The sequence below is a fragment of the Pseudonocardia sp. DR1-2 genome (genome assembly GCF_023717215.1).
Lineage (GTDB): Bacteria > Actinomycetota > Actinomycetes > Mycobacteriales > Pseudonocardiaceae > Pseudonocardia > Pseudonocardia alni.
Genome location: NZ_JAMQOF010000002.1, coordinates 632,295 through 653,215, shown reverse-complemented (window position 1 = coordinate 653,215; position 20,921 = coordinate 632,295). Strand labels below are relative to the sequence as shown.

Below are 20,921 nucleotides of genomic sequence, written 5' to 3'. Positions count from 1 at the left end.
GGGCCGGCGGCCGGTGCGGGGGATCAGGCGACCGCGCGCACGATCCGGTCGATCACCCGCTGCAGGTGCAGCGCCCGTGCGGCGTCCACCGGGAGGTCGGCGCCGGAGCCGATCGCGTCGGCGAGGTCGTCGAGCAGCGCGCCGAAGCAGGCGACCGCGTCGGCCGGGCGACGGTCGAGCACGTACCGGCCGCGGCCGTCCTCCCCGAGCCCGCCGACCAGCGCCACCTCGAACTCGGTCGGGTCCACCGGGACACGCAGCGACAGCACCACCGAGCTGCGGGCGCCGCCGTCGTGAACGAGGCCGATCCGCCACAGGTCGGGCTCGTCGCGATGGGCGTGGTCGACGTCGACGACCGGTCCCAGCGCCGCGTCGAGCAGGTCCACGACGTGCGGGCCGACGTCGAGCAGCGCCCCGTGCTCGGCCCGCCACGACGACGCCGCGAACGGCCCGCCGAGCAGCGCCCCGGACAGCCAGCGGGCGGTCGCGGTCGTCCCGGGACCGCCGGCGCCGGCCGGGACCGCGTCGAGCCAGGCCCGGATCGCCGGGTCGAACCGCAGGGTCAGCATCGTCGCCGACCGGACGCCCGAGGCCGCGACCGCGGCGGCGGCCCGTTCCGCGGCGGGCAGGTCCGCGGCCAGCGGCTTCTCCAGCACGACGTGCTTCCCGGCGGCCACCACCCGCTCCAGCAGCTCGGCCTGCACGGCGGGCGGGACGGCGAACGCGACGGCGTCGCACGCGTCGAGCAGGTCCTCGACCGAGGCGTGCACCGGACCCCCGGAGACCGCGGCGATCCCGGCGGCCGCCTCCGGCCGTCGCGCCCACACCCCGGCCGCCGACCAGCGGGGATGCGCCGCGATGGCGGGGGCGTGCACCTGGCGCGCCCACGGTCCGGCGCCGAGCAGTCCGATACGCATGCGGGCATTCTCACCGCCGACCGGCCCCGATCATGACCTAGGGTCGGCGGCCATGAGCGATGATCCGGCAGCGCAGCCGGTCGAGCCGAGGGCCGCCGCGACCGTCCTGCTGGTCCGCGACGAGCCGGGCACCGGTGACCTGCAGGTCTTCCTGCAGCGGCGGGTGGCCGGGATGGCGTTCGCCGGCGGCATGACCGTGTTCCCCGGTGGCGGGGTCTCCGCCGGTGACGAGCCGGACCCCGCCCGATGGCGCGGACCGGAGCCGGAGCGGTTCGGTGCCCGGCTGGCCCAGCCCGCGGACCTGGCCGCCGCGCTGGTGACGGCCGCCGTCCGCGAGACGTTCGAGGAGTGCGGCGTGCTGCTGGCCGCCCCGGCCGGCACCGAGCCCGGCCCGCTGGACGCCGCCGCGGCCTGGCGGGACGACCTCGTCGCCCGCCGGATCACGCTGCCGGAGCTGCTCGCGGCGCACGACCTGGAGCTGCGCGCGGACCTGCTGGTCCCGTGGTCCCGCTGGATCACCCCGCCGCGCAACCCGAAGCGCTACGACACCGCGTTCCTCGTCGCACGCGTGCCGGACGGCCAGGTCGCCGACGACGCCACCACCGAGGCCGTCGAGGCGCGCTGGTGGAGCCCGGCCGAGGCCCTGTCCGGCCACGACGACGGCGACCTCCAGCTGATGCCGCCCACCCTGCGGACCCTGCAGGAGCTGCACCGGCACGACAGCGCGGACGAGGTGCTGGCCGCCGCCGCCGCGCGCGACATCGAGCCGATCACCCCCGAGGTGCGGCGCGAGGGCAGGGTCGTCACGATCACCCTGCCCGGCGACCCCGACTGGATCTACGAGGAGACGACCCGGTGAGCCACCCGCTCTACGGCACCCTGCGCGCCGCGCACCCGCTGGCATCGGTGCTCCTGCAGGACAACCCCGGCCCGATGACCCTGGAGGGCACCAACACCTGGGTCCTCGCGGCGTCGGACGCGCACGACCGGATCGTCGTCGACCCGGGTGAGGACGACGGCACGCACCTGGAGGCGCTGGCCGACGGCCCGCCGGTGACCGCGGTCGTCCTGACCCACCGCCACCACGACCACGCCGGCGGCATCGGCCGGTTCGTCGAGCTGACCGGGGCACCCGTGTTCGCCGCGGACCCGTCGCTGGCGTCGGGGACCACCCCGCTGGTCGACGGCGCCGTCGTCGCCGGTGGCGGGGTCGAGCTGGAGGTGCTGACCACCCCCGGCCACACCTCGGACTCGGTGTCGCTGCTGCTGCGCGGCCCCGGCTCCGACGGCGTCGCGCTGCTCTCCGGCGACACCGTGCTCGGCCGCGGCACCACCGTCATCGCCCACCCCGACGGCACCCTCGGGCCCTACCTGGACTCGCTGCGCCGGATCGCGGAGCTGCCCGCGGGCACCCCGGTCCTCCCCGGGCACGGTCCGGAGCTCCCGGACGCCGCCGGGACCGCGCGGCACTACCTCGCCCACCGCGAGCAGCGGCTGGAGCAGGTGCGGGCCGCGCTGGAGCGGCTCGGGCCCGACGCCTCGGCACGCGACGTCGTCGAGGTCGTCTACGCCGACGTCGACACCTCGCTGTGGGACGCCGCCGAGCTGTCCGTGCGCGCACAGCTGGATCACCTGCGTGGATGAACGGGACCGCACGGAGCGTTGAACCGACACGACCGACCGGCCTAGGGTCCCCGCATCTCGACGGGGCATCGCCATCCGTCGGCCCCGTTCCGCTCGAAGGAGACCCCGTGCGTCGCACGATCCTGGCCCTGGCCGCCGCGCTGCTGGCCCTCACCACCCTCGTCGGCTGCAGCAGCGGCGGGTCCGACACGCTGCGCATCGGCACCGAGGGGACCTACAGCCCCTTCAGCTTCCAGGGCCCCGACGGGCAGCTGACCGGTTACGACGTCGAGGTCGCCCGTGCGGTCGGCGCCAAGCTGGGCAAGGAGGTCGAGTTCGTCCAGACCCCGTGGGACTCGATCTTCGCCGCGCTCGAGTCGAAGCGGATCGACCTGGTCGCCAACCAGGTCACGGTCAACGACGAGCGGAAGGCCAGGTACGACCTCTCCACGCCCTACACCGTGTCCGAGGGCGTGATCGTCACCCGCGCCGACGACACCGCGATCCGGAGCCTGGCCGACCTGCGGGGCCGCACCACCGCCCAGTCCGCGACCAGCAACTGGGCCGAGGTCGCCCGCGGCGCCGGCGCGAACGTCGAGGCCGTCGAGGGCTTCGTCCAGGCCGTCCAGCTGCTCAAGGACGGCCGGATCGACGCGACCGTCAACGACACGCTCGCCGTCGGCGAGTACGAGAAGTCGACCGGGGACAAGGGCGTCAAGGTCGCCGGCACCACCGGGGACACCAGCGAGCAGGCCTTCGCCGCCCGCAAGGACAGCGGCCTGATGCCCGACGTGGACCGGGCGCTGGCCGAGCTGCGGGCCGACGGCACGCTGAAGCAGCTGTCCGAGAAGTACTTCGGCAGCGACGTCAGCGGGAAGTAGATGGATCCCGCCACCTGGGAGCTGATCGGCCGCAACCTGTGGCCGATGCTGCGGGCGACGGTCACGACGACCATCCCGCTGACGGCGATCAGCTTCGTCATCGGGCTGGTCCTGGCCCTGCTGCTGGCCCTGGCCCGGATCTCCTCGAACAGGCCGCTGTCCTGGCTGGCCCGCGCCTACATCTCGGTGGTGCGCGGCACCCCGCTGCTGGTCCAGCTGTTCATCGTGTTCTACGCGCTCCCGCAGCTCGGGCTGGTGATCGACCCGTTCCCGTCCGCGGTGATCGCGTTCAGCCTCAACGTCGGCGGCTACGCGGCCGAGGTCATCCGGGCGGCGATCCTGTCCATCCCGAAGGGGCAGTGGGAGGCCGCGCAGACCATCGGCATGGGGTACCCGACGACGCTGCGACGCGTGATCCTCCCCCAGGCCGCGCGCACCGCCGTCCCCCCGCTGTCGAACACGCTGATCTCGCTGGTCAAGGACACCTCGCTGGCCTCGACCATCCTGGTGACCGAGCTGCTGCGGGTCGCCCAGCTGGCCGCGGCGCCGACGTTCGACTTCTTCGCCCTCTACGGCGTGGCCGCGGTGTACTACTGGATCGTCTGCCTGATCCTCTCGTCCGTGCAGGTACGGGTGGAGACGCGGCTGGAGAGGTACGTGGCGCGATGAGCGACCTGCTGACCGTCCGGGGCCTGCGGAAGTCCTTCGGGACGCTGGAGGTCCTGCGCGACATCGGGTTCGACGTCCCGGCCGGGACCGTCACCGCGGTGATCGGGCCGTCCGGTTCGGGCAAGACGACGGTGCTGCGTGCCCTGAACGCACTGGACCGGGCCGACGCCGGGGTGATCACCATCGGCGACCTGGCCGTCGACTTCGGTGCCCCCGTCGACCGGTCCACGCTGGCCCGGTTCCGGTCCCGGACCGCGATGGTGTTCCAGTCGCACAACCTGTTCCCGCACCGCACCGTCCTGGAGAACGTCATCGAGGGCCCGGTGGTCGTGCAGCGGCGCCCCCGGGCCGACGCGACCGCCGACGCCCGGCGGCTGCTGGACCAGGTGGGGCTGGCCGAGAAGGCCGACCAGTACCCGTACCAGCTCTCCGGCGGCCAGCAGCAGCGCGTCGGGATCGCCCGCGCGCTGGCCCTCGACCCGCAGCTGATGCTGTTCGACGAGCCCACCTCGGCGCTGGACCCCGAGCTCGTCGGCGACGTCCTGCGGGTCATCAAGGACCTGGCGACGGCGGGCCGGACGATGGTCATCGTCACCCACGAGATCCGCTTCGCCCAGCAGGTCGCCGACCAGGTCCTCTTCGTCGACGGCGGGGTGGTGGCCGAGTCCGGTCCGCCGTCGCGGGTGCTGGTCGAGCCGGAACAGCCCCGCACCCGGCAGTTCCTGAAGCGGATCCTCGACCCGATCTAGACCCCGGGCGGGGCGCCGTCGGAGTCGCCGTGGGCGTCGACCCACTCCTCGCGGAACCGGCGCAGGAACTCCTCCAGGGCCGCGTGCCGCCGTTCGCCCATCTCGCGGCCGGCGGCGGTGCGCAGCTCGCCGCGCAGCCGCAGCAGCTTCTCGTGGAAGTGGGCGACGACCGAGCCGGTCGGCCCGGACCGGTAGCCGCCGGTCGCGACGCCCGCGGCCGGGTCCCACAGGGGCTCGCCGATCGCGCCGCCGTAGGCGAACGCGCGGGCGATGCCTGTGGCGCCCATCGCGTCGAGCATGTCGGCGTCGTGCAGGCAGGCCGCGATCCGGTCCGCCGTCGGCGCCGACGCCGCCTCCGAGAACGAGTAGCGGCCGGTGGCCTCGACGGCGTCGAGCACCGGGTCCCACAGCTGCTCGGCGACCCCGCCGCGACGCAGTGCGTCCCGGGCGTCGTCGCGGACCTCCGCGGGGGCGACGACGCGGCCGAGCCGGGCCTCGGCGGCCCGGTGGTGGTCGTGCACATAGGCGGCGACGGCGGCGACGAACCCGTCCAGACCCTCCCGCACCGCGAGCCGGGCCGACAGGCCGGCGACCCGGTCGAGGTGCCCGAGGTCGTGCGCGACGTCCGCGCCGGCCATGTCACCGGCGACGACGTCGCGCAGCCGCCGCAGCTCCCCGGCGCCGCTCACGCCGGGCTCCCGGCCGCGACGACGCGGGGCTCGGTGTCGGCGACCGAGCCGCGGCGCAGCCACAGCAGCCCCGCGACCAGCAGCCCCAGGGCGCCGCCCGCCGCGTACCCGCCCGGCCCGACGAGGTCGATCATGACGCCGGACAGGGCCTGCCCGACCGAGACCCCGAGCACCGCGGCCATCACCATCCAGTTGAACGCCTCGGTCGCCGACCCCGCCGGAGCGGTCTGCTCGACGCCGAGGGAGTGCGCGGTGACCTGCGGGGTGATCAGCGCGCCGGCGGCCATCATCACCACGGCCAGCAGCACCAGCGAGCCGAGCGGGGAGACGAGCCCCATCGTCGTCACCAGGACGGCGAAGCCGGCGAGCAGGACCGGCAGCCGCAGATGCAACGGCCGCGGCCAGGGCCGCATCCCGTAGAGCACCCCGGTCAGCACCGAGACCACCGACCAGAGCGAGAGCAGGACCCCGCCGGCGGCGGGCGAGCCGGCGAACGCGGTCGCGGCGATCACACCGACCTCGGCGGTCCCCGCCACCAGCCCGAACCCGAGCGACGCCAGCGCCACCGTCCGCAGCCCGGGGCGCCGGAACACCCCGAGCAGCCCGGCCTCGACCGGCAGCGACCCGTCGGCGCGCTCGGCGCGGATGCGGGCCGAGCGGCGTCGTACGGCGGCGGTCAGCGCGAACCAGGTGGTGCCGACGATCTCCGCGGTCGCCGCGACGACGAGCGCGGTGCCCGGCCACGGCGTCGCCACCACCAGCACCGCGGCCAGCGCGGGACCCATGATGAAGAAGATCTCGAGGCTGATCGCCTCGTAGGTGTAGGCGGCCTCGCGGCGCGGCCCGGGCGGGGTCAGGTCCGACCACAGCGCCCGCGACGACCCCTCGAACGCCGGCGTCGCGAGCCCGGTGACGACCGCGACCGCGACGGTGAGCGGCAGCGCCGCCCGGTACTCGATGCTCAGCACCAGCCCGGTGACGCACAGCAGGTAGACCGCGACGAGCACCAGCATCGGCCGGGTCGGGCCCAGCCGGTCCAGCACCCGCCCCTGCACGACCGTGCCGACCGCGGTCCCGACCAGCAGCGCCGCGGAGACCGCTCCGGCGACGGCGTAGGAGCCGTGGACCTCACGGACGTAGAGCAGCGTGGCGAGACTGTGCATCGCGATCGGGAACCGACCGAGGACGGAGGCACAGACCGGCGCGGCCGCCCCGGGGGTACCCAGGGCGGCGCGGTAGTCGGAGAGGGCGGCGGGCACACCCCAGCATCACATGATCTGGGACGCCCGTACCAGAGAATTCAGCGCGCGCGTCGTGCGAGCCGCTCCGGCTCCAGGATCAGCACGCTCTTGCCCTCCAGACGCAGCCAGCCGCGGTGCGCGAAGTCGGCGAGCGCCTTGTTCACGGTCTCGCGGGAGGCGCCGACGAGCTGGGCGATCTCCTCCTGCGTGAGGTCGTGGGTGACCCGCAGCAGACCCGACTCCTGGGAGCCGAACTGGCGCGCGAGCTGCAGGAGCGACTTCGCCACCCGGCCCGGCACGTCGGTGAAGATCAGGTCGGCGAGCATGTTGTTGGTGCGGCGCAGGCGACGGGCCAGCACGCGCAGCAGCTGCTCGGCGATCTCCGGACGCTTGCCGATCCACTCCCGCAGCGCGCTGCGGTCCATGGTGTAGCAGCGCACCTCGGTGACCGCGGTCGCCGACGACGTGCGCGGGCCCGGGTCGAAGATCGACAGCTCGCCGAACATGTCCGACGGGCCGGCCACCATGAGGAGGTTCTCCCGGCCGTCGGGGGACTTCCGGCCGAGCTTCACCTTCCCGCCCGACACGATGTAGAGGCGGTCACCGGGCTCACCTTCGGAGAAGATGACCTGCCCGCGGGAGAACTCGGCAGTCTCCAGAGCTTCGGCCAGCGCCTCGGCGGCCTGGGGCTCCACACCTTGGAAGATCCCTGCCCGGATCAGAACCTCGTCCACTGCAATGCTCCTCGTTCACCGGCCGTGTCGTCACGGCGGGTCGTCGGCGCGTCAGTGTAGAGGTCTTCGCCACACACGTGCGCACCACTGGCCCGATCGGATTGACATCCGATCGGGTCCGATTCGTCGCGGGGCGCTGTCCCGCGCCCGTACGCGATCCTGTCAGGCCGACGGGACCTGGCTCCGACGAGCCCCCCGGCGACGCCGGTTGCGCAGCCGGAACAGCTCCAGCGCGCGGCCCGTGCCGGACCGGAACAGGGCACGGACCTCGTCCGGACGCGGCTGTTCGAGCATCTCGTCCAGCTCGTCCTGGCGCACGGTGGACTCCCGCATGCGGGACTCCACGCGCTCCATACCGAGCGCGAAGAACATCACGAGCAGCGGGACGAGAACGCTCAACCAGGCAGTCATGGCAACTCCGATCCTCCCGTACGTGTTCGCAGCCCGGCCGGTCGGGGGTGGCCGCGTCGACGTCTTCGTGACGCGACCGTGACCTCGTAGCCCGTTCGGCGCACACCCGGCCGGGTGCGCACACCGCTCGTCGGACGCGTCGCCACGCCGGCCGGTCGAACGCCCCCCGCCGCGGACCGGACCGCGCCCGGCGACGAGCGGTGCACGGCGCGACACCGTGACACGACTGTCGGTGCCCACCCGTACGCTCGGTCACGTGAGCACCTCCGCCGGACGGCCGTCGCGGGCGTCGCGGCCCACCCCCCGCGCCGCCGCCGGTCTGGCCGCGCGCGTCGCGGCCGGGGAGAGCCCGATCGGGCGAGCGCGCCGGGTCAACCGCATCCTCAGGTCGCTGGCGGAGGCCTATCCGCACGCGCACTGCGAGCTGGACTTCACCACCCCGCTGGACCTCGCCGTCGCGACGATCCTGTCCGCGCAGTGCACCGACGAGCGGGTCAACCAGGTCACCCCGGCGCTGTTCGCCCGGTACCCCACCGCCGCGGACTACGCGGGCGCCGACCGGACCGAGCTCGAGGAGCTGATCCGCTCCACCGGCTTCTACCGGAACAAGGCGACGTCGCTGACCGGGCTGGGCGCCGCCGTCGTCGAGCGGCACGGCGGGGAGCTGCCGTCGACACTGGACGAGCTGGTGAAGCTGCCCGGCATCGGGCGCAAGACCGCGAACGTCATCCTCGGCAACGCGTTCGGCGTCCCCGGGATCACCGTCGACACCCACTTCGGACGCCTGGTGCGCCGCTGGGGCTGGACGACCGAGGAGGACCCGGTCAAGGTCGAGCACGCGATCGGCGAGCTCGTCCCGCGGCGGGACTGGACGATCGTGTCCCACCACGTGATCTTCCACGGGCGCCGGGTCTGCCATGCGCGCAAGCCGGCCTGCGGCGCCTGCACGCTCGCGGCGGACTGTCCCGCCTTCGGGCTCGGCCCCACCGACCCGGGCGAGGCCGCGGCGCTGGTCAAGGGCCCGGAGCGGGACCACCTGCTCGCATTCGCGGGGATCGCGGGGCCGCCCGGGGACGGCCGGTGACCCGGACAGGCGCCTCCCGCTCCGAGATCGTCTCGACCGTGGTCGTCGTCGTCCTGGTCGCGATCGCGGTCTGGGCGCTGTGGCCCTCGGGCCCCACCTCCGGCGGGAGCGGCGGTGCCGGTCCCGCGGCGAGCGCCGCCCCGGCCGACCGGCCCGAGACCGACCTCGCCGCCGCGGACCCGCAGGCACTGGCCGCCGCGCGGGCCTCGGCCCGGCTGGCACCGTGCCCCGCCCCGTCCGGCAGCACCCCGGCCGGTCCGCTCGCCGGGATCACCGTGCCGTGCCTGGGCGCCGACGGCCGTACCGACCTGGGCGCGGCCCTGGCCGGGCGTCCGACGCTGATCAACTTCTGGGCGTCGTGGTGCGTGCCGTGCCGCGACGAGCTGCCCGCGCTGCAGGCCTACGCACAGCGCCCCGGCGCACTGCCGGTGCTCACCGTCGACGTGCAGGACGACCCGGTGGCCGCGCTGACCCTGTCCGCGCAGCTGGGGGTCACCCTGCCGGCCGTGACCGACCCGCAGCGGGCCGTGCGTCGCGCGCTGGACACCCCGCCGCTGCTCCCGGTCAGCTACGTGACCCGCGCGGACGGTGGCGTCGCGATGGTGGACCCGCCCGTCCCGTTCCGGACCGCCGACGACGTCGCGGCCGCCGTGGAGCGGTTCCGGTGACCGCGCAGGCGGGCGTGCCGCAGGTGCCCGACCCCGACCCCGCGGCGGCGCCGGCGTCGCTGCGCCCGCTCGTCGACGGGGCGCTGGGCCTGGACCCGGCCTGGTTCGGCTGGCGACGCCTGCAGCCCGACACCGGCGAGCCGCGCCGGGCCTCGGTGCTGATGCTGTTCACCGACGGGGAGTCCGGCGGGCCGGACGTGCTGCTCACCGAGCGCGCGGCGACGCTGCGCTCGCACGCCGGGCAGGTCGCCTTCCCCGGTGGGCGGCTCGACCCGACCGACACCGGCCCGGTGCACGCCGCACTGCGGGAGGCCCGGGAGGAGACCGGGCTGGACCCGTCCGGGGTGGTACCGCTGGCCCTCCTGCCGGACCTGTTCATCCCGCCCACCGGGTTCCTGGTGACCCCGGTGCTGGCGCACTGGGCGTCGCCGTCGCCGGTACGGGTGGTCGACACCGCCGAGGTCGCCCGGGTCGTCCGGGTCCCGGTGGCGGTCCTGACCGACCCGGCGAACCGGTTCACCGTGCGCGGCCCCAGTGGCCACACCGGCCCCGCCTTCGACGCCGCAGGCCTGATGGTCTGGGGTTTCACCGCGGGCCTGCTGTCCGCACTGCTGCAGCGTTCCGGCTGGGAGCGTCCCTGGGACGCCGGCCGGGTCCTCGATCTCGACGACGCCTGGGCCCGCGCCCGGCGGAACGAACCGGAAGGAGGCCGGGTGGACGACCACGGCGTGGTGGACCGGTGAGCATCAGCTGGGTCGACGTCGTCGTCGTGATCCTCGCCCTGCTGGCCGCGGCGTCCGGCTGGCGGCACGGGGTCGCGGTGGCGCTGCTGTCGTTCGCCGGCGTGCTGACCGGCGCGGTGCTCGGGCTGCGGCTCGCCCCGTTGCTGGCCGGGCAGGTGGAGTCCCAGCAGGGGAAGGTGCTGCTCGGGATCGGCGTGGTGGTGCTGCTCGTCGCGCTCGGCGAGGCGACGGGCGTCTACCTCGGACGGTTCATCCGCGACCGGATCCGCGGCGAGGGCACCCTCAAGGTCGACTCGACGCTGGGTGCCGGCGTGCAGGCGGTCGCGGTGGTGGTGGCGGCCTGGCTGATCGCGCTGCCGCTGTCCTCGACGAGCTTCTCCACCCTGACCAGCGGCCTGCGCGACTCGCGGGTGCTCGCCGGCGTGGACGACGTGATGCCGGACGCGGCGCGCAAGCTCCCCGCCGAGCTGCGCCAGCTCCTCGACGACTCCGGCTTCCCCGACGTCGTCAGCCCGTTCTCGCGGACGCCGGTCGCCGCGGTCGGCCCGCCGGACTCCGCGCTCGCGCAGTCCCCGGTGGTCACCGAGGTCCGCGACCGGGTGCTGAAGGTCCGCGGGCGCGCCCCGTCCTGCCGTCGCGCCCTGGAGGGGACCGGGTTCGTCGTCGCCCCGCAGCGGGTGATGACCAACGCCCACGTCGTCGCCGGGACGTCGAGCACCACCGTCGAGGTGACGACGTCCAGCGGCCGGGCCCGCCAGCTCGACGCCCAGGTCGTCTACTACGACCCCGAGGTCGACGTGGCCGTGCTCGACGTGCCCGACCTCGAGGAGCAGCCGCTGCAGTTCAACCCGGACCCGGCCCGCGTCGGCGACGACGTGATCATCCTGGGCTACCCGCTGGACGGCCCGTACACGGTCACCCCGGGCAAGATCCGCGAGCGGATCCGGCTGCGCGGCCCGGACATCTACGAGCAGGGCAGCGTGCTGCGCGACGTCTACACCGTCCGCGCGGTGGTGCGCTCCGGCAACTCCGGCGGCCCGATGATCGCCCCCGACGGACGGGTGGTCGGCGTCGTCTTCGGCGCCGCGCTGGACGACACCGAGACCGGTTTCGTGCTGACGGCCGAGCAGGTCGGGCAGGCGCTGAACGTGGCCGCGAGCGGCGCGTCGTCCCCCGCCGACACCGGGAACTGCGCCTCCTGACCCACCGCATCCCGTCCCACGATCCGGGAACGAATGGCCGGATCGTGGGACAGATGCTTAGCGTGGGTACATGACCTCCGTCGACGTGACCCGTACCCGCCGTCGCTGGCTGGTGCTGGCCGTCGGGGTGTTCGCCCAGACCGCGGCCTGCTCGTTCGTCTACGGGCTGCCGTTCGTGGTGCCGCTGCTACGCGACACGGAGGGGCTCTCGTTGGCCCAGGTCGGCGCCTACGTCGGCGCTCCGACGGTCGGTCTGCTGTGCACGCTGGTGCTGTGGGGCGCCGCCGCCGACCGGTCCGGCGAACGCGGGGTGATGACGGTCGGGCTCGCGCTGTGCGCGGCGGCCGTCGCGGGTGCGGCGCTGCTGCCGATCGGGCCCGGCCCGCTGCTGCTGGTGCTGCTCGGCCTGGGCGGCGCAGGCGCGGCGTCGGTGTTCGCCGCCAGCGGCCGGATGGTGATGGGCTGGTTCGCCGCGCACGAGCGCGGCACCGCGATGGGGATCCGGCAGACGTCCCAGCCGCTGGGCGTCGCCGTGGCCGGGCTGACGCTGCCGACCCTGGCCGCAGCCGCCGGGCCGTTCCGGGCGCTGCTGCTGCCCGCGGTACTGTGCGTCGTCGCGTCGGTGCTGGTCGCGACGCTGGCGCCGGACCCGCCCCGGGCGCCGCGGCCCGCGGGGGCCGCGCCGGAGCGCTCCCCCTACGGGACGTCGGTGCTGTGGCGGGTGCACGGCGCGAGTGCGCTGCTGGTGGTCTCGCAGTTCGCGGTGGCGTCGTTCGCGACCGAGTACCTGGTCCGCGAGCAGGGGTGGCACGTGGCGGCGGCGGGCGCGTTCGTCGCCGGTGGGCAGATCGCCGGGGCGGTCGGCCGGATCGCGACCGGCGTCTGGTCGGACCGGGTCGGGTCCCGGCTGCGCCCGATGCGCCAGGTCGCGGCCGCCGCGGCCGCGGTGCTGCTGCTGTTCGCGCTCGGCGACGCCGTCGCCGGATGGCTGGCGGTCACGATGCTCGCCGTCGGGGCGGTGGTGACGGTCGCCCCGAACGGGCTGGCGTTCACCAGCACCGCCGAGATCGCCGGACCCGCCTGGTCGGGGCGGGCGCTGGGGGTGCAGAACACCGGCCAGAACGCCGTCGCATCGGTGGTCCCGGCCGCGCTCGGCGCCCTGGTCGGCGCGACCGGCTACGCGGCGGCGTTCGCGATCGCCGCCGCGGCACCGTTGGCCGCGATCCTGGTGACACCGGTCCGCGAAGAGCGCCGGCGATCGTCGTGACGCCGCCGGCGCAGCCGGTCAGCGGGTGATCGTCTGGTCCCGCCCGGGGCCGACGCCGATCGCGGACACCGGCGCGCCGGTGAGCTCCTCGATCCGCTGCACGTAGGCCTGCGCGGCGGGCGGCAGGTCCTCCCAGGTGCGGGCACCGGAGAGGTCCTCGACCCAGCCGGGCATCTCCTCGTAGACCGGGACGGCGTGGTGGAAGCCGGTCTGCGTCATCGGCATCTCGTCGACGCGGTGGCCGTCGACCTCGTAGCCGACGCAGATCGGCACCGACTCCAGCCCGGACAGCACGTCCAGCTTGGTCAGGAAGAGGTCGGTGATGCCGTTGACCCGCACCGCGTAGCGGCCGATGACGGCGTCGAACCAGCCGCAGCGCCGCGCACGGCCGGTGTTCACACCGACCTCGCCGCCGGTCTTGCGCAGGAACTCGCCCATCTCGTCGTGCAGCTCGGTCGGGAACGGACCGGAGCCGACGCGGGTCGTGTAGGCCTTCAGGATCCCGATCACCCGGGTGATCTTGTTCGGGCCGATGCCGGAACCGACCGACGCGCCGCCCGCGGTCGGGTTCGAGCTGGTCACGAAGGGGTAGGTGCCGTGGTCGACGTCGAGCAGGGTGCCCTGCGAGCCCTCCAGCAGCAGCGTCTCACCGCGCTCCAGGGCCTCGTTCAGCAGCAGCCGGGTGTCGACGATCTTGTCGGCGAACTCCTTCGACTGCTCCAGGACGGTGTCGACGACCTCGTTGAAGTCCAGCGCGCGCCGGTTGTAGACCTTGACCAGGATCTGGTTCTTCAGCTCGAGGGCCGCCTCCACCTTCTGGTGCAGGATCTTCTCGTCGAGCAGGTCTGCGGCGCGGACGCCGACCCGGGCCACCTTGTCCTGGTAGGCCGGGCCGATGCCGCGACCGGTCGTGCCGATCTTGGCCTTGCCCAGGTAGCGCTCGGTGACCCGGTCGATCGCCACGTGGTACGGCATGATCAGGTGCGAGTCGGCCGAGATCAGCAGGCCGGAGGTGTCGACGCCGCGCCGCTCCAGCCCGGCCTTCTCCTCGATCAGCGCCTCGGGGTTCACGACGACCCCGTTGCCGATCACGTTCTTCACGCCCGGGGACAGGATCCCGGACGGGATGAGCTTCAGCGCGAAGTCGCGGCCGTCCGGCGTGACGACGGTGTGCCCGGCGTTGTTGCCGCCCTGGTAGCGGACGACCCAGCCGAACTGCCCGCCCAGCAGGTCGGTCGCCTTGCCCTTGCCCTCGTCGCCCCACTGGGCGCCGATCAACACGATTGCGGGCATGTAAGAGACTCCAGTTCACACACGCTCGTCACGGTCGCGGGACCGGGCGTGATTTCCGGTTTCCGCGGCGAGGAGGGTACTCGATCAGTGGTTCCGACCGATCCCGAAGCGGTTCTCCTCGACTGCCTGCCGCAGCGGCGTCACCGGCTTCCCTTCCACGGTATCCGGCCCGGCGCGCGTCGGGAACGCCCACCGTCGTCGCTGGTGTCCGATCCCGCGGTGCGTTCGGTCACCGTGGGTCCGCGCCCCGGCAAGGCCGAGATCGACGGCCTGCTCCCCGTCCCGCGCCTGATCGTGCACGGCGACGACGCCGACCTCGCCGCCGTGCTCCTCCGGCTGCTCCGGCGGGACGCGCTGGCGACCGAGGTCGCCTACCTGCCGGTGTCCCGACGGTCGCGGGCCGCCGCGAACTGGGGCGTCCCGACCCGGTTCGACGACGCCGTCGCCCTCGCCCGGTCCGGCACCGCGCGCGAGATGCCGCTGGTGCGCGACGACAACGGCGGCGTCCTCGCCGGCCGCGGGGAGATCCCCGACCTCTACGGCGAGGCCTACTGCGACGCGACGCGCGTGCTGCACGGCCGCGTGAAGATGCTCGTCGTCGACGCGGGGCCCGAGGGCGTGCACGTGCGGGCGGGCCGCGGGGTGACCGGCACGACCGGGCGGGCGATCCAGATCGGGACGACCGGTGCGACGCCCGTCCGCGACGGCGTCGCGCACCCACGGGAGATCAAGCGGTGGGCCTGGTACCGGCACACCGAGCCGTGGCGGCCGGTGCTGCCGGGCTGATCAGCGCCCGGGGTCCTCGGGGGCGAGCACGGCGTCGGTCGCGGTGATCCCGACGTCGAACACCTCGTCGGTGGGGACGACATAGCGGTTGCGGTGGTCCCGACCCTCGCCGCGACCGCCCGGGACGCCGCCTGCCATCGGGCCGTAGCCGGCCCCGCCGCGAGCCTCCGCCGCCTTGGCGCCGGTCCACGGCTCGGGCGCGCCGCCGCTCCGTGGCCCGGGTGTGCGGGGCTCGGTGCCCCACGCCGCCCCGGCCCCACCGCGACCGCCGGGTCCGTACGGTTCGGTCGCCGCGCCCGGCAGCCGCGCGGTGCCGCGGGACTCGCCGAACGGGGCGCCGAGGGCGCCGCGGCCCGCTGCGGAACCGGCTCCGTACGGCCCGGTCCCGCTGCCGGAGCGGGTCTGCGGGGCGGGGCCGGTCTGTGTGAGGGGGCGGACGAGCTGCTGCCGACGTGCCTGGTCGCCGAAGCGGCGTGCGAGGTCCTCGCGGGTACGGGCGGCGTCCGGCGCCGGGGTCGGGGTCCGAACGCGGTCCGGAACGGGCGGGATGCGGGAGCCCGGCGCCCCGGCACCGCCTCCACCGGCGCCCGAGGACGCCGGACCGCTCGGCAGCGGGACGACGGGCGAGGGCCCGCCACCGCCTCCGGCACCGGCACCGGCGCCACCACCGGGGCCGCCGCCCGCACCGACGCCGCCCGACGAGCCGGGAGGCGCCGACACCGGCTGCGAGGCCGACCCGACCGGGGGAAGCCCGACGCCGGCCGGACCCGGTGTCGGGCCGGGAAGTCCGCCTCCACCCGGAGCGACGGAGACGCCGGGCTGCGGTCCCGGCGGACCGCCGGGACCCGGCGTCACGCCCGGAGACGTCGCGGGCGGGGGCGCGGCGGCCGCCTCGGTGGTGAAGCGGTCGTCGATCGCGGAGGTCTCGGACTCGTACCTCTGGAGCGCGCGGTTCGCGACCTCGTCGTTGATCTGGTTGTGCTCGGCGATGGTGACGTGGTCGGCGCCCCTGCCCCGGAGGGACTGCCAGGCCTCGCTGATGTTGTCGCCCGCGCGCTGGATCCAGGAGAACTCGGCGGGGTCCATGAAGCGGACCTGACCGCGCATGCGCTCGAACGCGCTGCCGTGGTCGAGCATGCGGTCGGCGCCGTTCCGGGCGACGTTCGCGGTGCCGTCGACGCCGGTGGCGGTGCGGTCCAGGGACTCCTGGGCGGCCCGGGCGGCGGGGCCCTGCCACGAGATGCCGAGATCGGCCATGCCGCGGTCGAGGGTCTGCTTGGTGGTCGCCATGTCGTCGACGAGCTTGCGGAGACCATCGGAGGTCTGTCGCATGGCCTCGGCGCCAGGCTTGTCGAGGATCCAGGCCGCCTTCGTGGCGATGTCGAAGGCTTCGAATGCGTAGCAACGCGGCAGCGCCATCGTCGTCCTCAGCGGGTGACGTGAGGACCGCGATACTGCAGCCCCGAGGAACCGGAGAAGGACGCCGCGTTCTCGTCCTCCGTGAGGCCGTATTCCTCGACGGCTTTGACCAACCTGTTTCGGGCCTCGATCAACTCGTTGACGTAGTCGGAGTGCGTCTTACGGAGGGCATCGACCTTGGGCTGGAAGACCACCACAGCGTCCTTGGATACCGGGTCATCGGCACACGGGGGCATGGCACGCAGAGCCACCGAGCCCGCAAGCGTCCGCCGCGCTGCATCCACACGCTCGTCGAACAGGCGTTTGACCTGCAGCACGTTGTCGACGTCGATCTGGGCCATGAAAGAGTCCGACGCCAGGCCCTGGGGGTGTCGTGCTGGAACGTCCATCGTGCGGACGCTAGCCATTACAGATGGCGTCCGAGGTGGATCGGGACGGACTGTTCGCATAAGCGAACCGCCCGACATCGTCACCCGTGTCCGGTCCTGGCATTCTCGACCACGAATCCGGCGAGTGAGCGTGCCTGTTCGCATACGCGTGTCATCGCGAGAGGCTTGCCGTCATCCCCGTACCCGACAGCCTGCACCTGCACTCGGAGCGTGTCTGCGTCTCCGGCGTCCATGTAGTACTCGCACAATGGCGTCGATTCGGCATCAGCCGTGACTCGAACGGCACCGAAGCCGCCGATGATGTCCGACGACGAATCCGAAGCACCCACTGCAGCCGAGGCAGGTTCGCTGATGGTCTGCACCGCATAGGAGATGACCGCGTCGTTGTCAGGCCATGTGCAGGTACGACTGGGGCCCTCGGGAAGTACCACGTTTCCAGGCTCGCCCTCGTCCACCGAGAGCTGGGCACGTTGAGCTGGAGTCAGCAGAGAGCAGAGGTCTAGCTTGCTCACGTCGATCTCCGCCGGCCGCGGCGGAAACGGCCCCTCCGGCTCCGCAGCCCCACACCCCACGACCACCCCGCACACGAACAGCAGGACGACAACGAGTCGGACCACCGGCGACGCTCCCCCGGACAGGAACAGGACCGCAGCAGGCTAGCCCGCCACCGTCGCCACCGGGCCCGTTCCGGTCAGGCCGCGGCGGCCGAGTCGTCCGGGCGCCGGTGATAGCTGTCCACATAGGTCTGCCCGGACAGGTCCGCGATGGCGTCCATGATCTCGTCGGTGACCGCGCGCCGGATCGCCGGAGCGCCCTCCAGTCCCTCGTAGCGGCTGAACTCCAGCGGCCGTCCGAAGCGGATCTCGACCCGGGCCAGGCGCGGGAACAGTCGTCCGATCGGCTGCACGCGCTCGGTCCCGATCAGGCCGACCGGCACGACGACCGCCCCCGTCGACAGTGCCAGCGACGCGACGCCGGTGTGGCCGCGGTGCAGCTTGCCGTCGAGGGAGCGGGTGCCCTCCGGGTAGATGCCGAACGCACCGCCGCGATCCAGGACCTTGCGCCCCGCGGCGAGCGCGGCGAGGCCGGCGCGGGCGTTGGACCGGTCGACCGGGATGTAGCCGAGGGCGCCGAGGAAGGCGGCCATCAGGCGTCCGCGCAGACCACGGCCGGTGAAGTACTCGGCCTTGCCGAGGAAGGCGACCTTGCGCGGGGCGACGAGCGGGATGAACGCCGTGTCGACGGCCGCGCGGTGGTTCGCCGCGAGGATCACCGGTCCGGTGGCCGGGATGCGGTCCGCGCCGCGCACGCGGGGCCGCCACACGAGCCGGACGAGTGGCGCGAGGACGTAGCGGATGAACAGCTGCACCGTGAACCCCGATCAGTGAGCGACGTCCACAACTCCGTGCAGGGGGGACCGACGTCCCGGCGCCGAACGAGGCCCGATTCTGCTCCGTGACCGGCCCGTGACGGAAGCCCTTCCGCCCGTTCAGTCCCCGTGAGGATCGGTGAGCTGCCCGCGCAACGCACGCAGCGCCTCGCTGCGGGTCATCCCGGTCGCCTGCAGCAGGTCGACGGCGATCGAGCGGACCTGGGCGACCAGCACGGGCGCCGAGACCGCGGGCGCCGCGGCCGGCTGTCCCTCCGCCGGCCGGGCGACGACCGCACCGGGGTCGGCGAGGACCGGTGCGTGCTGCACGGCCTCCAGGATCGGGCCGCGCGCCTTCTCGCGGTCGCCGTCCTGCCCGAGCTCCCCGATCAGCGCCTCGACGGAGACGGCGAGCTCGGTGATCGCGTCCGGCAGACCGGGCGGGACCGGTTCGCCGTCCTCGATCGCGGTCATCGCGCGCCGGGCGAGCACCCGGGCGTTGCGGTGGGCGTAGTCGGCCCGCTCGGCGAGCGTCCGGTAGCGGCGCAGCATGGCCCGGCGCGGCCGGTGCATCGGTGAGACCGTCACGACCTCGCCCGCGGAGCTGACCGCCGTGCGCAGCTCGTCGATGACGGCCTGGGTGTCGCGGGCCCGGGCCAGCGCCCGCGACGCGCTCTCCCGGTCGCCCTCGCGCAGCGCCGTCGCGGTCTCGGTGAGCACGGTGACGAGGTCGTCGAGCACCCGGCGGGCGACCCGGCGCACGATCCGGACCGGGTGCGCGGGGATGACGGCGGCGACCAGGATCCCGGCGAGGCCGCCGATCAGGGCGTCGATGCAGCGGTCGATCCCACCGGTCTCGGTGGGCGGGAGCAGCGTCGTCACCAGCACCGCGGACACCGCGGCCTGGTTGACGAACAGGGTCCCGCCGTCGGTGAACACCGCGATGACCAGCGCGAGCGCGACGACGAGCACCAGCTGCCAGAGTCCGCTGCCGATCTGCGCGATCAGCAGGTCGCCGACCAGGACACCGATGCTCACCCCGACGACGAGCTCGGCCGTGCGGCGCAGCCGCGAGTTCAGCGACATGCCCAGGCTGAGCACCGCCGCGATCGGCGCGAAGAACGGCCGCGTGTGACCGACCAGGTCACCGGCCACCCAGAGGGCGAGGCCGGCGGCCATGGAGCACTGCAGGATCGGCAGCCACGACGCGCGGACGCGCCGGGCACCGGCCCGGCCGCGTGAGCGGACCCGGTCCCACGCGGCCACCGGCGTCAGGACACGCCGAGGGCGGCGAGCGCCTCCGGGTCCGAGTCGTTGATCAGGGTGCGCAGGCGCTCGACCTCGGGGGCCTCCCCGATCGCCGTGGCGGCGCGCAGCAGCGCGCCGCACGACCGCAGGAAGCCCTGGTTCGGCTCGTGCGACCACGGCACCGGACCGAAGCCCTTCCAGCCGTTGCGGCGCAGCTGGTCCAGGCCGCGGTGGTAGCCGGTGCGGGCGTAGGCGTAGGCGGCGACGGTCTCCCCGGCGTCGAGGGCGCGCTCGGCGAGCACCGCCCAGGCGATCGACGACGACGGCGACCCCGCCGCCACCTCCGACGGGTCCTTGCCCGCGGTCAGGTCCGCCGCGGCGGGGTCGACCGGGAGGCGCGTGTCGTCGGGCTCGAGCAGGTTGCCGTGCAGACTCATGCCGCCATCCTGGCGCGCGCCCACCGGTCGTCGCCAACCGGTGGGCACACGACGAGGATCCGGAGGAGGACTCAGAGGGCCTTGCCGGCGGACTTCAGCGACTCGCACGCCTCGATGACGCGCTCGCTCATCCCGACCTCGGCCTTCTTCAGGTACGAGCGCGGGTCGTAGACCTTCTTGTTGCCGACCTCGCCGTCGATCTTGAGCACGCCGTCGTAGTTGGCGAACATGTGCGACACGATCGGCCGGGTGAAGGCGTACTGGGTGTCGGTGTCGACGTTCATCTTCACGACGCCGTAGCCCAGAGCCTCGTGGATCTCCTCGAGCAGCGAGCCGGACCCGCCGTGGAAGACCAGGTCGAACGGCTTGGCGCCGGCGTCGAGCCCCAGCTTCTGCACGGCCACCTCCTGGCCCTGCTTGAGGATCTCGGGGCGGAGCTTGACGTTGCCCGGCTTGTAGACGCCGTGCACGTTGCCGAAGGTCGCGGCCAGTAGGTAACGGCCCTTGTCGCCGGAGCCGAGGACCTCGACGGTGCGCTCGTAGTCGCCGGGGGCGGTGTAGAGCTTGTCGTTGATGTCGTTCGCGACACCGTCCTCCTCGCCGCCGACGACGCCGATCTCGACCTCGAGGATGATCTTCGCCTTGGCCGCCTGCTCCAGCAGCTCGGCCGCGATCTTCAGGTTCTCCTCGAGCTCGACCGCGGAGCCGTCCCACATGTGCGACTGGAACAGCGGGTTCTGCCCCTTGTCCACGCGCTCCTGGCTGATCGCGATCAGCGGACGCACGAACGAGTCCAGCTTGTCCTTGGGGCAGTGGTCGGTGTGCAGCGCGATGTTGACCGGGTACTTGTCCGCGACGACGTGCGCGAACTCGGCGAGGCCGACCGAGCCGGTGACCATGTCCTTCACCCGGGTGCCGGACAGGAACTCCGCGCCACCGGTCGAGACCTGCACGATGCCGTCGGAGCCTGCCTCCGCGAACCCGCGCAGCGCCGCGTTGAGGGTCTCGGTGCTGGTCACGTTGATCGCCGGGTAGGCGAACTCGCCGCTCTTGGCGTTGTCCAGCATCTGGTTGTAGATCTCGGGCGTGGCGATGGGCACGG

Annotated in this window: 24 protein-coding genes; 11 read left to right on the top strand and 13 right to left on the bottom strand. The window is 73.9% G+C overall.

Annotation, left to right across the window (positions count from 1 at the left end):
• Positions 1 to 23: 23 nt before the first annotated feature.
• Entirely contained in the window at positions 24 to 917 is an 894-nt protein-coding gene (locus ND486_RS07925) for a Gfo/Idh/MocA family protein (protein WP_251783427.1), read from the bottom strand.
• A 52-nt stretch (positions 918 to 969) separates the two neighbouring features.
• Between ND486_RS07925 and ND486_RS07920 the strand changes: the two genes are divergently transcribed.
• The 5 genes from ND486_RS07920 to ND486_RS07900 all read left to right on the top strand — a co-directional run bounded on the left by ND486_RS07920 (position 970) and on the right by ND486_RS07900 (position 4,839).
• On the top strand, positions 970 to 1,776 hold the full coding sequence (locus tag ND486_RS07920) for an NUDIX hydrolase (protein ID WP_178375648.1): 807 nt from the start codon (positions 970 to 972) through the stop codon (positions 1,774 to 1,776).
• Complete coding sequence (locus ND486_RS07915; protein ID WP_251783426.1) at positions 1,773 to 2,561, top strand: MBL fold metallo-hydrolase; 789 nt, start codon at positions 1,773 to 1,775, stop codon at positions 2,559 to 2,561. The genes ND486_RS07920 and ND486_RS07915 overlap by 4 nt, the downstream gene beginning before the upstream one ends.
• Before the next feature lie 107 nt (positions 2,562 to 2,668).
• Positions 2,669 to 3,421 carry an amino acid ABC transporter substrate-binding protein gene (locus ND486_RS07910; protein WP_251783425.1) on the top strand — a complete coding sequence of 251 codons (753 nt, stop codon included), beginning with the start codon at positions 2,669 to 2,671 and terminating at the stop codon, positions 3,419 to 3,421.
• Positions 3,422 to 4,090: an amino acid ABC transporter permease gene (locus ND486_RS07905; protein WP_251783424.1), complete on the top strand. Its 669-nt coding sequence runs from the start codon at positions 3,422 to 3,424 to the stop codon at positions 4,088 to 4,090.
• Entirely contained in the window at positions 4,087 to 4,839 is a 753-nt protein-coding gene (locus tag ND486_RS07900; RefSeq protein ID WP_285898326.1) for an amino acid ABC transporter ATP-binding protein, read from the top strand. Before ND486_RS07905 ends, ND486_RS07900 begins: the two co-directional genes overlap by 4 nt.
• Here the strand turns inward: ND486_RS07900 and ND486_RS07895 are convergent.
• From ND486_RS07895 to ND486_RS07880, 4 genes are all read right to left on the bottom strand, one after another.
• On the bottom strand, positions 4,836 to 5,528 hold the full coding sequence (locus ND486_RS07895) for an HD domain-containing protein (protein WP_251783423.1): 693 nt from the start codon (positions 5,526 to 5,528) through the stop codon (positions 4,836 to 4,838). The two genes, ND486_RS07900 and ND486_RS07895, sit on opposite strands and share 4 nt — an antisense overlap.
• On the bottom strand, positions 5,525 to 6,787 hold the full coding sequence (locus tag ND486_RS07890) for an MFS transporter (protein WP_251783422.1): 1,263 nt from the start codon (positions 6,785 to 6,787) through the stop codon (positions 5,525 to 5,527). Before ND486_RS07890 ends, ND486_RS07895 begins: the two co-directional genes overlap by 4 nt.
• 41 nt (positions 6,788 to 6,828) lie before the next feature.
• On the bottom strand, positions 6,829 to 7,503 hold the full coding sequence (locus ND486_RS07885) for a Crp/Fnr family transcriptional regulator (protein ID WP_020628211.1): 675 nt from the start codon (positions 7,501 to 7,503) through the stop codon (positions 6,829 to 6,831).
• Between the two features lie 162 nt (positions 7,504 to 7,665).
• Complete coding sequence (locus ND486_RS07880; protein WP_043282623.1) at positions 7,666 to 7,914, bottom strand: hypothetical protein; 249 nt, start codon at positions 7,912 to 7,914, stop codon at positions 7,666 to 7,668.
• A gap of 352 nt (positions 7,915 to 8,266) precedes the next feature.
• On the opposite strand from ND486_RS07880, the gene nth reads away from it, so the two are divergent.
• The 5 genes from nth (at position 8,267) to ND486_RS07855 (ending at position 12,878) form a co-directional block, all read left to right on the top strand.
• Positions 8,267 to 8,998, top strand: a complete 732-nt coding sequence (gene nth, locus ND486_RS07875; protein ID WP_374231390.1) for an endonuclease III — start codon at positions 8,267 to 8,269, stop codon at positions 8,996 to 8,998.
• Complete coding sequence (locus ND486_RS07870; protein ID WP_251783420.1) at positions 8,995 to 9,666, top strand: TlpA disulfide reductase family protein; 672 nt, start codon at positions 8,995 to 8,997, stop codon at positions 9,664 to 9,666. The genes nth and ND486_RS07870 overlap by 4 nt, the downstream gene beginning before the upstream one ends.
• Complete coding sequence (locus tag ND486_RS07865) at positions 9,663 to 10,409, top strand: CoA pyrophosphatase (protein ID WP_251783419.1); 747 nt, start codon at positions 9,663 to 9,665, stop codon at positions 10,407 to 10,409. The genes ND486_RS07870 and ND486_RS07865 overlap by 4 nt, the downstream gene beginning before the upstream one ends.
• Before the next feature lie 2 nt (positions 10,410 to 10,411).
• On the top strand, positions 10,412 to 11,611 hold the full coding sequence (locus tag ND486_RS07860; protein WP_251783706.1) for a MarP family serine protease: 1,200 nt from the start codon (positions 10,412 to 10,414) through the stop codon (positions 11,609 to 11,611).
• A 70-nt stretch (positions 11,612 to 11,681) separates the two neighbouring features.
• Positions 11,682 to 12,878 (top strand): MFS transporter, encoded by a 1,197-nt coding sequence (locus tag ND486_RS07855; protein WP_251783418.1) that lies wholly within the window; start codon positions 11,682 to 11,684, stop codon positions 12,876 to 12,878.
• Positions 12,879 to 12,896: 18 nt separating this feature from the next.
• Here the strand turns inward: ND486_RS07855 and ND486_RS07850 are convergent, their stop codons facing one another.
• Positions 12,897 to 14,171 carry an adenylosuccinate synthase gene (locus ND486_RS07850; RefSeq protein ID WP_251783417.1) on the bottom strand — a complete coding sequence of 425 codons (1,275 nt, stop codon included), beginning with the start codon at positions 14,169 to 14,171 and terminating at the stop codon, positions 12,897 to 12,899.
• 204 nt (positions 14,172 to 14,375) lie between these two features.
• Here ND486_RS07850 and ND486_RS07845 point away from each other — a divergent pair, with 204 nt between their 5' ends.
• Positions 14,376 to 14,957, top strand: coding sequence for a hypothetical protein (locus ND486_RS07845; RefSeq protein WP_251783416.1), 582 nt, complete (start codon positions 14,376 to 14,378; stop codon positions 14,955 to 14,957).
• Here ND486_RS07845 and ND486_RS07840 read toward each other — a convergent pair whose 3' ends face one another.
• The 7 genes from ND486_RS07840 to fbaA form a co-directional block, all read right to left on the bottom strand.
• Entirely contained in the window at positions 14,958 to 16,376 is a 1,419-nt protein-coding gene (locus tag ND486_RS07840) for a WXG100 family type VII secretion target (RefSeq protein ID WP_251783415.1), read from the bottom strand.
• 8 nt (positions 16,377 to 16,384) lie between these two features.
• On the bottom strand, positions 16,385 to 16,717 hold the full coding sequence (locus ND486_RS07835) for a hypothetical protein (protein WP_251783414.1): 333 nt from the start codon (positions 16,715 to 16,717) through the stop codon (positions 16,385 to 16,387).
• Positions 16,718 to 16,845: 128 nt separating this feature from the next.
• A complete protein-coding gene (locus ND486_RS07830; RefSeq protein WP_308215827.1) occupies positions 16,846 to 17,337 on the bottom strand; it encodes a DUF3558 family protein in 492 nt (163 codons plus the stop codon).
• 119 nt (positions 17,338 to 17,456) lie between these two features.
• Positions 17,457 to 18,134 (bottom strand): 1-acyl-sn-glycerol-3-phosphate acyltransferase, encoded by a 678-nt coding sequence (locus ND486_RS07825; protein WP_062398772.1) that lies wholly within the window; start codon positions 18,132 to 18,134, stop codon positions 17,457 to 17,459.
• 120 nt (positions 18,135 to 18,254) lie between these two features.
• Positions 18,255 to 19,400 carry an aromatic acid exporter family protein gene (locus ND486_RS07820; protein WP_251783411.1) on the bottom strand — a complete coding sequence of 382 codons (1,146 nt, stop codon included), beginning with the start codon at positions 19,398 to 19,400 and terminating at the stop codon, positions 18,255 to 18,257.
• Between the two features lie 5 nt (positions 19,401 to 19,405).
• Positions 19,406 to 19,819, bottom strand: coding sequence for a DUF3151 domain-containing protein (locus ND486_RS07815; protein WP_251783410.1), 414 nt, complete (start codon positions 19,817 to 19,819; stop codon positions 19,406 to 19,408).
• Positions 19,820 to 19,890: 71 nt separating this feature from the next.
• On the bottom strand, positions 19,891 to 20,919 hold the full coding sequence (gene fbaA / locus ND486_RS07810; protein ID WP_062398779.1) for a class II fructose-bisphosphate aldolase: 1,029 nt from the start codon (positions 20,917 to 20,919) through the stop codon (positions 19,891 to 19,893).
• Positions 20,920 to 20,921: the final 2 nt, after the last annotated feature.

What these genes read in the sequence shown, in the direction of transcription:
- ND486_RS07900 (WP_285898326.1), top strand. Translation starts at nt 4,087, where the DNA reads ATGAGCGACCTGCTGACCGTCCGGGGCCTGCGGAAGTCCTTCGGGACG.
- ND486_RS07835 (WP_251783414.1), bottom strand. Translation starts at nt 16,717, where the DNA reads ATGGCCCAGATCGACGTCGACAACGTGCTGCAGGTCAAACGCCTGTTC.
- ND486_RS07880 (WP_043282623.1), bottom strand. Translation starts at nt 7,914, where the DNA reads ATGACTGCCTGGTTGAGCGTTCTCGTCCCGCTGCTCGTGATGTTCTTC.
- ND486_RS07905 (WP_251783424.1), top strand. Translation starts at nt 3,422, where the DNA reads ATGGATCCCGCCACCTGGGAGCTGATCGGCCGCAACCTGTGGCCGATG.
- ND486_RS07850 (WP_251783417.1), bottom strand. Translation starts at nt 14,171, where the DNA reads ATGCCCGCAATCGTGTTGATCGGCGCCCAGTGGGGCGACGAGGGCAAG.
- ND486_RS07855 (WP_251783418.1), top strand. Translation starts at nt 11,682, where the DNA reads ATGACCTCCGTCGACGTGACCCGTACCCGCCGTCGCTGGCTGGTGCTG.
- ND486_RS07815 (WP_251783410.1), bottom strand. Translation starts at nt 19,819, where the DNA reads ATGAGTCTGCACGGCAACCTGCTCGAGCCCGACGACACGCGCCTCCCG.
- ND486_RS07925 (WP_251783427.1), bottom strand. Translation starts at nt 917, where the DNA reads ATGCGTATCGGACTGCTCGGCGCCGGACCGTGGGCGCGCCAGGTGCAC.
- ND486_RS07840 (WP_251783415.1), bottom strand. Translation starts at nt 16,376, where the DNA reads ATGGCGCTGCCGCGTTGCTACGCATTCGAAGCCTTCGACATCGCCACG.
- ND486_RS07920 (WP_178375648.1), top strand. Translation starts at nt 970, where the DNA reads ATGAGCGATGATCCGGCAGCGCAGCCGGTCGAGCCGAGGGCCGCCGCG.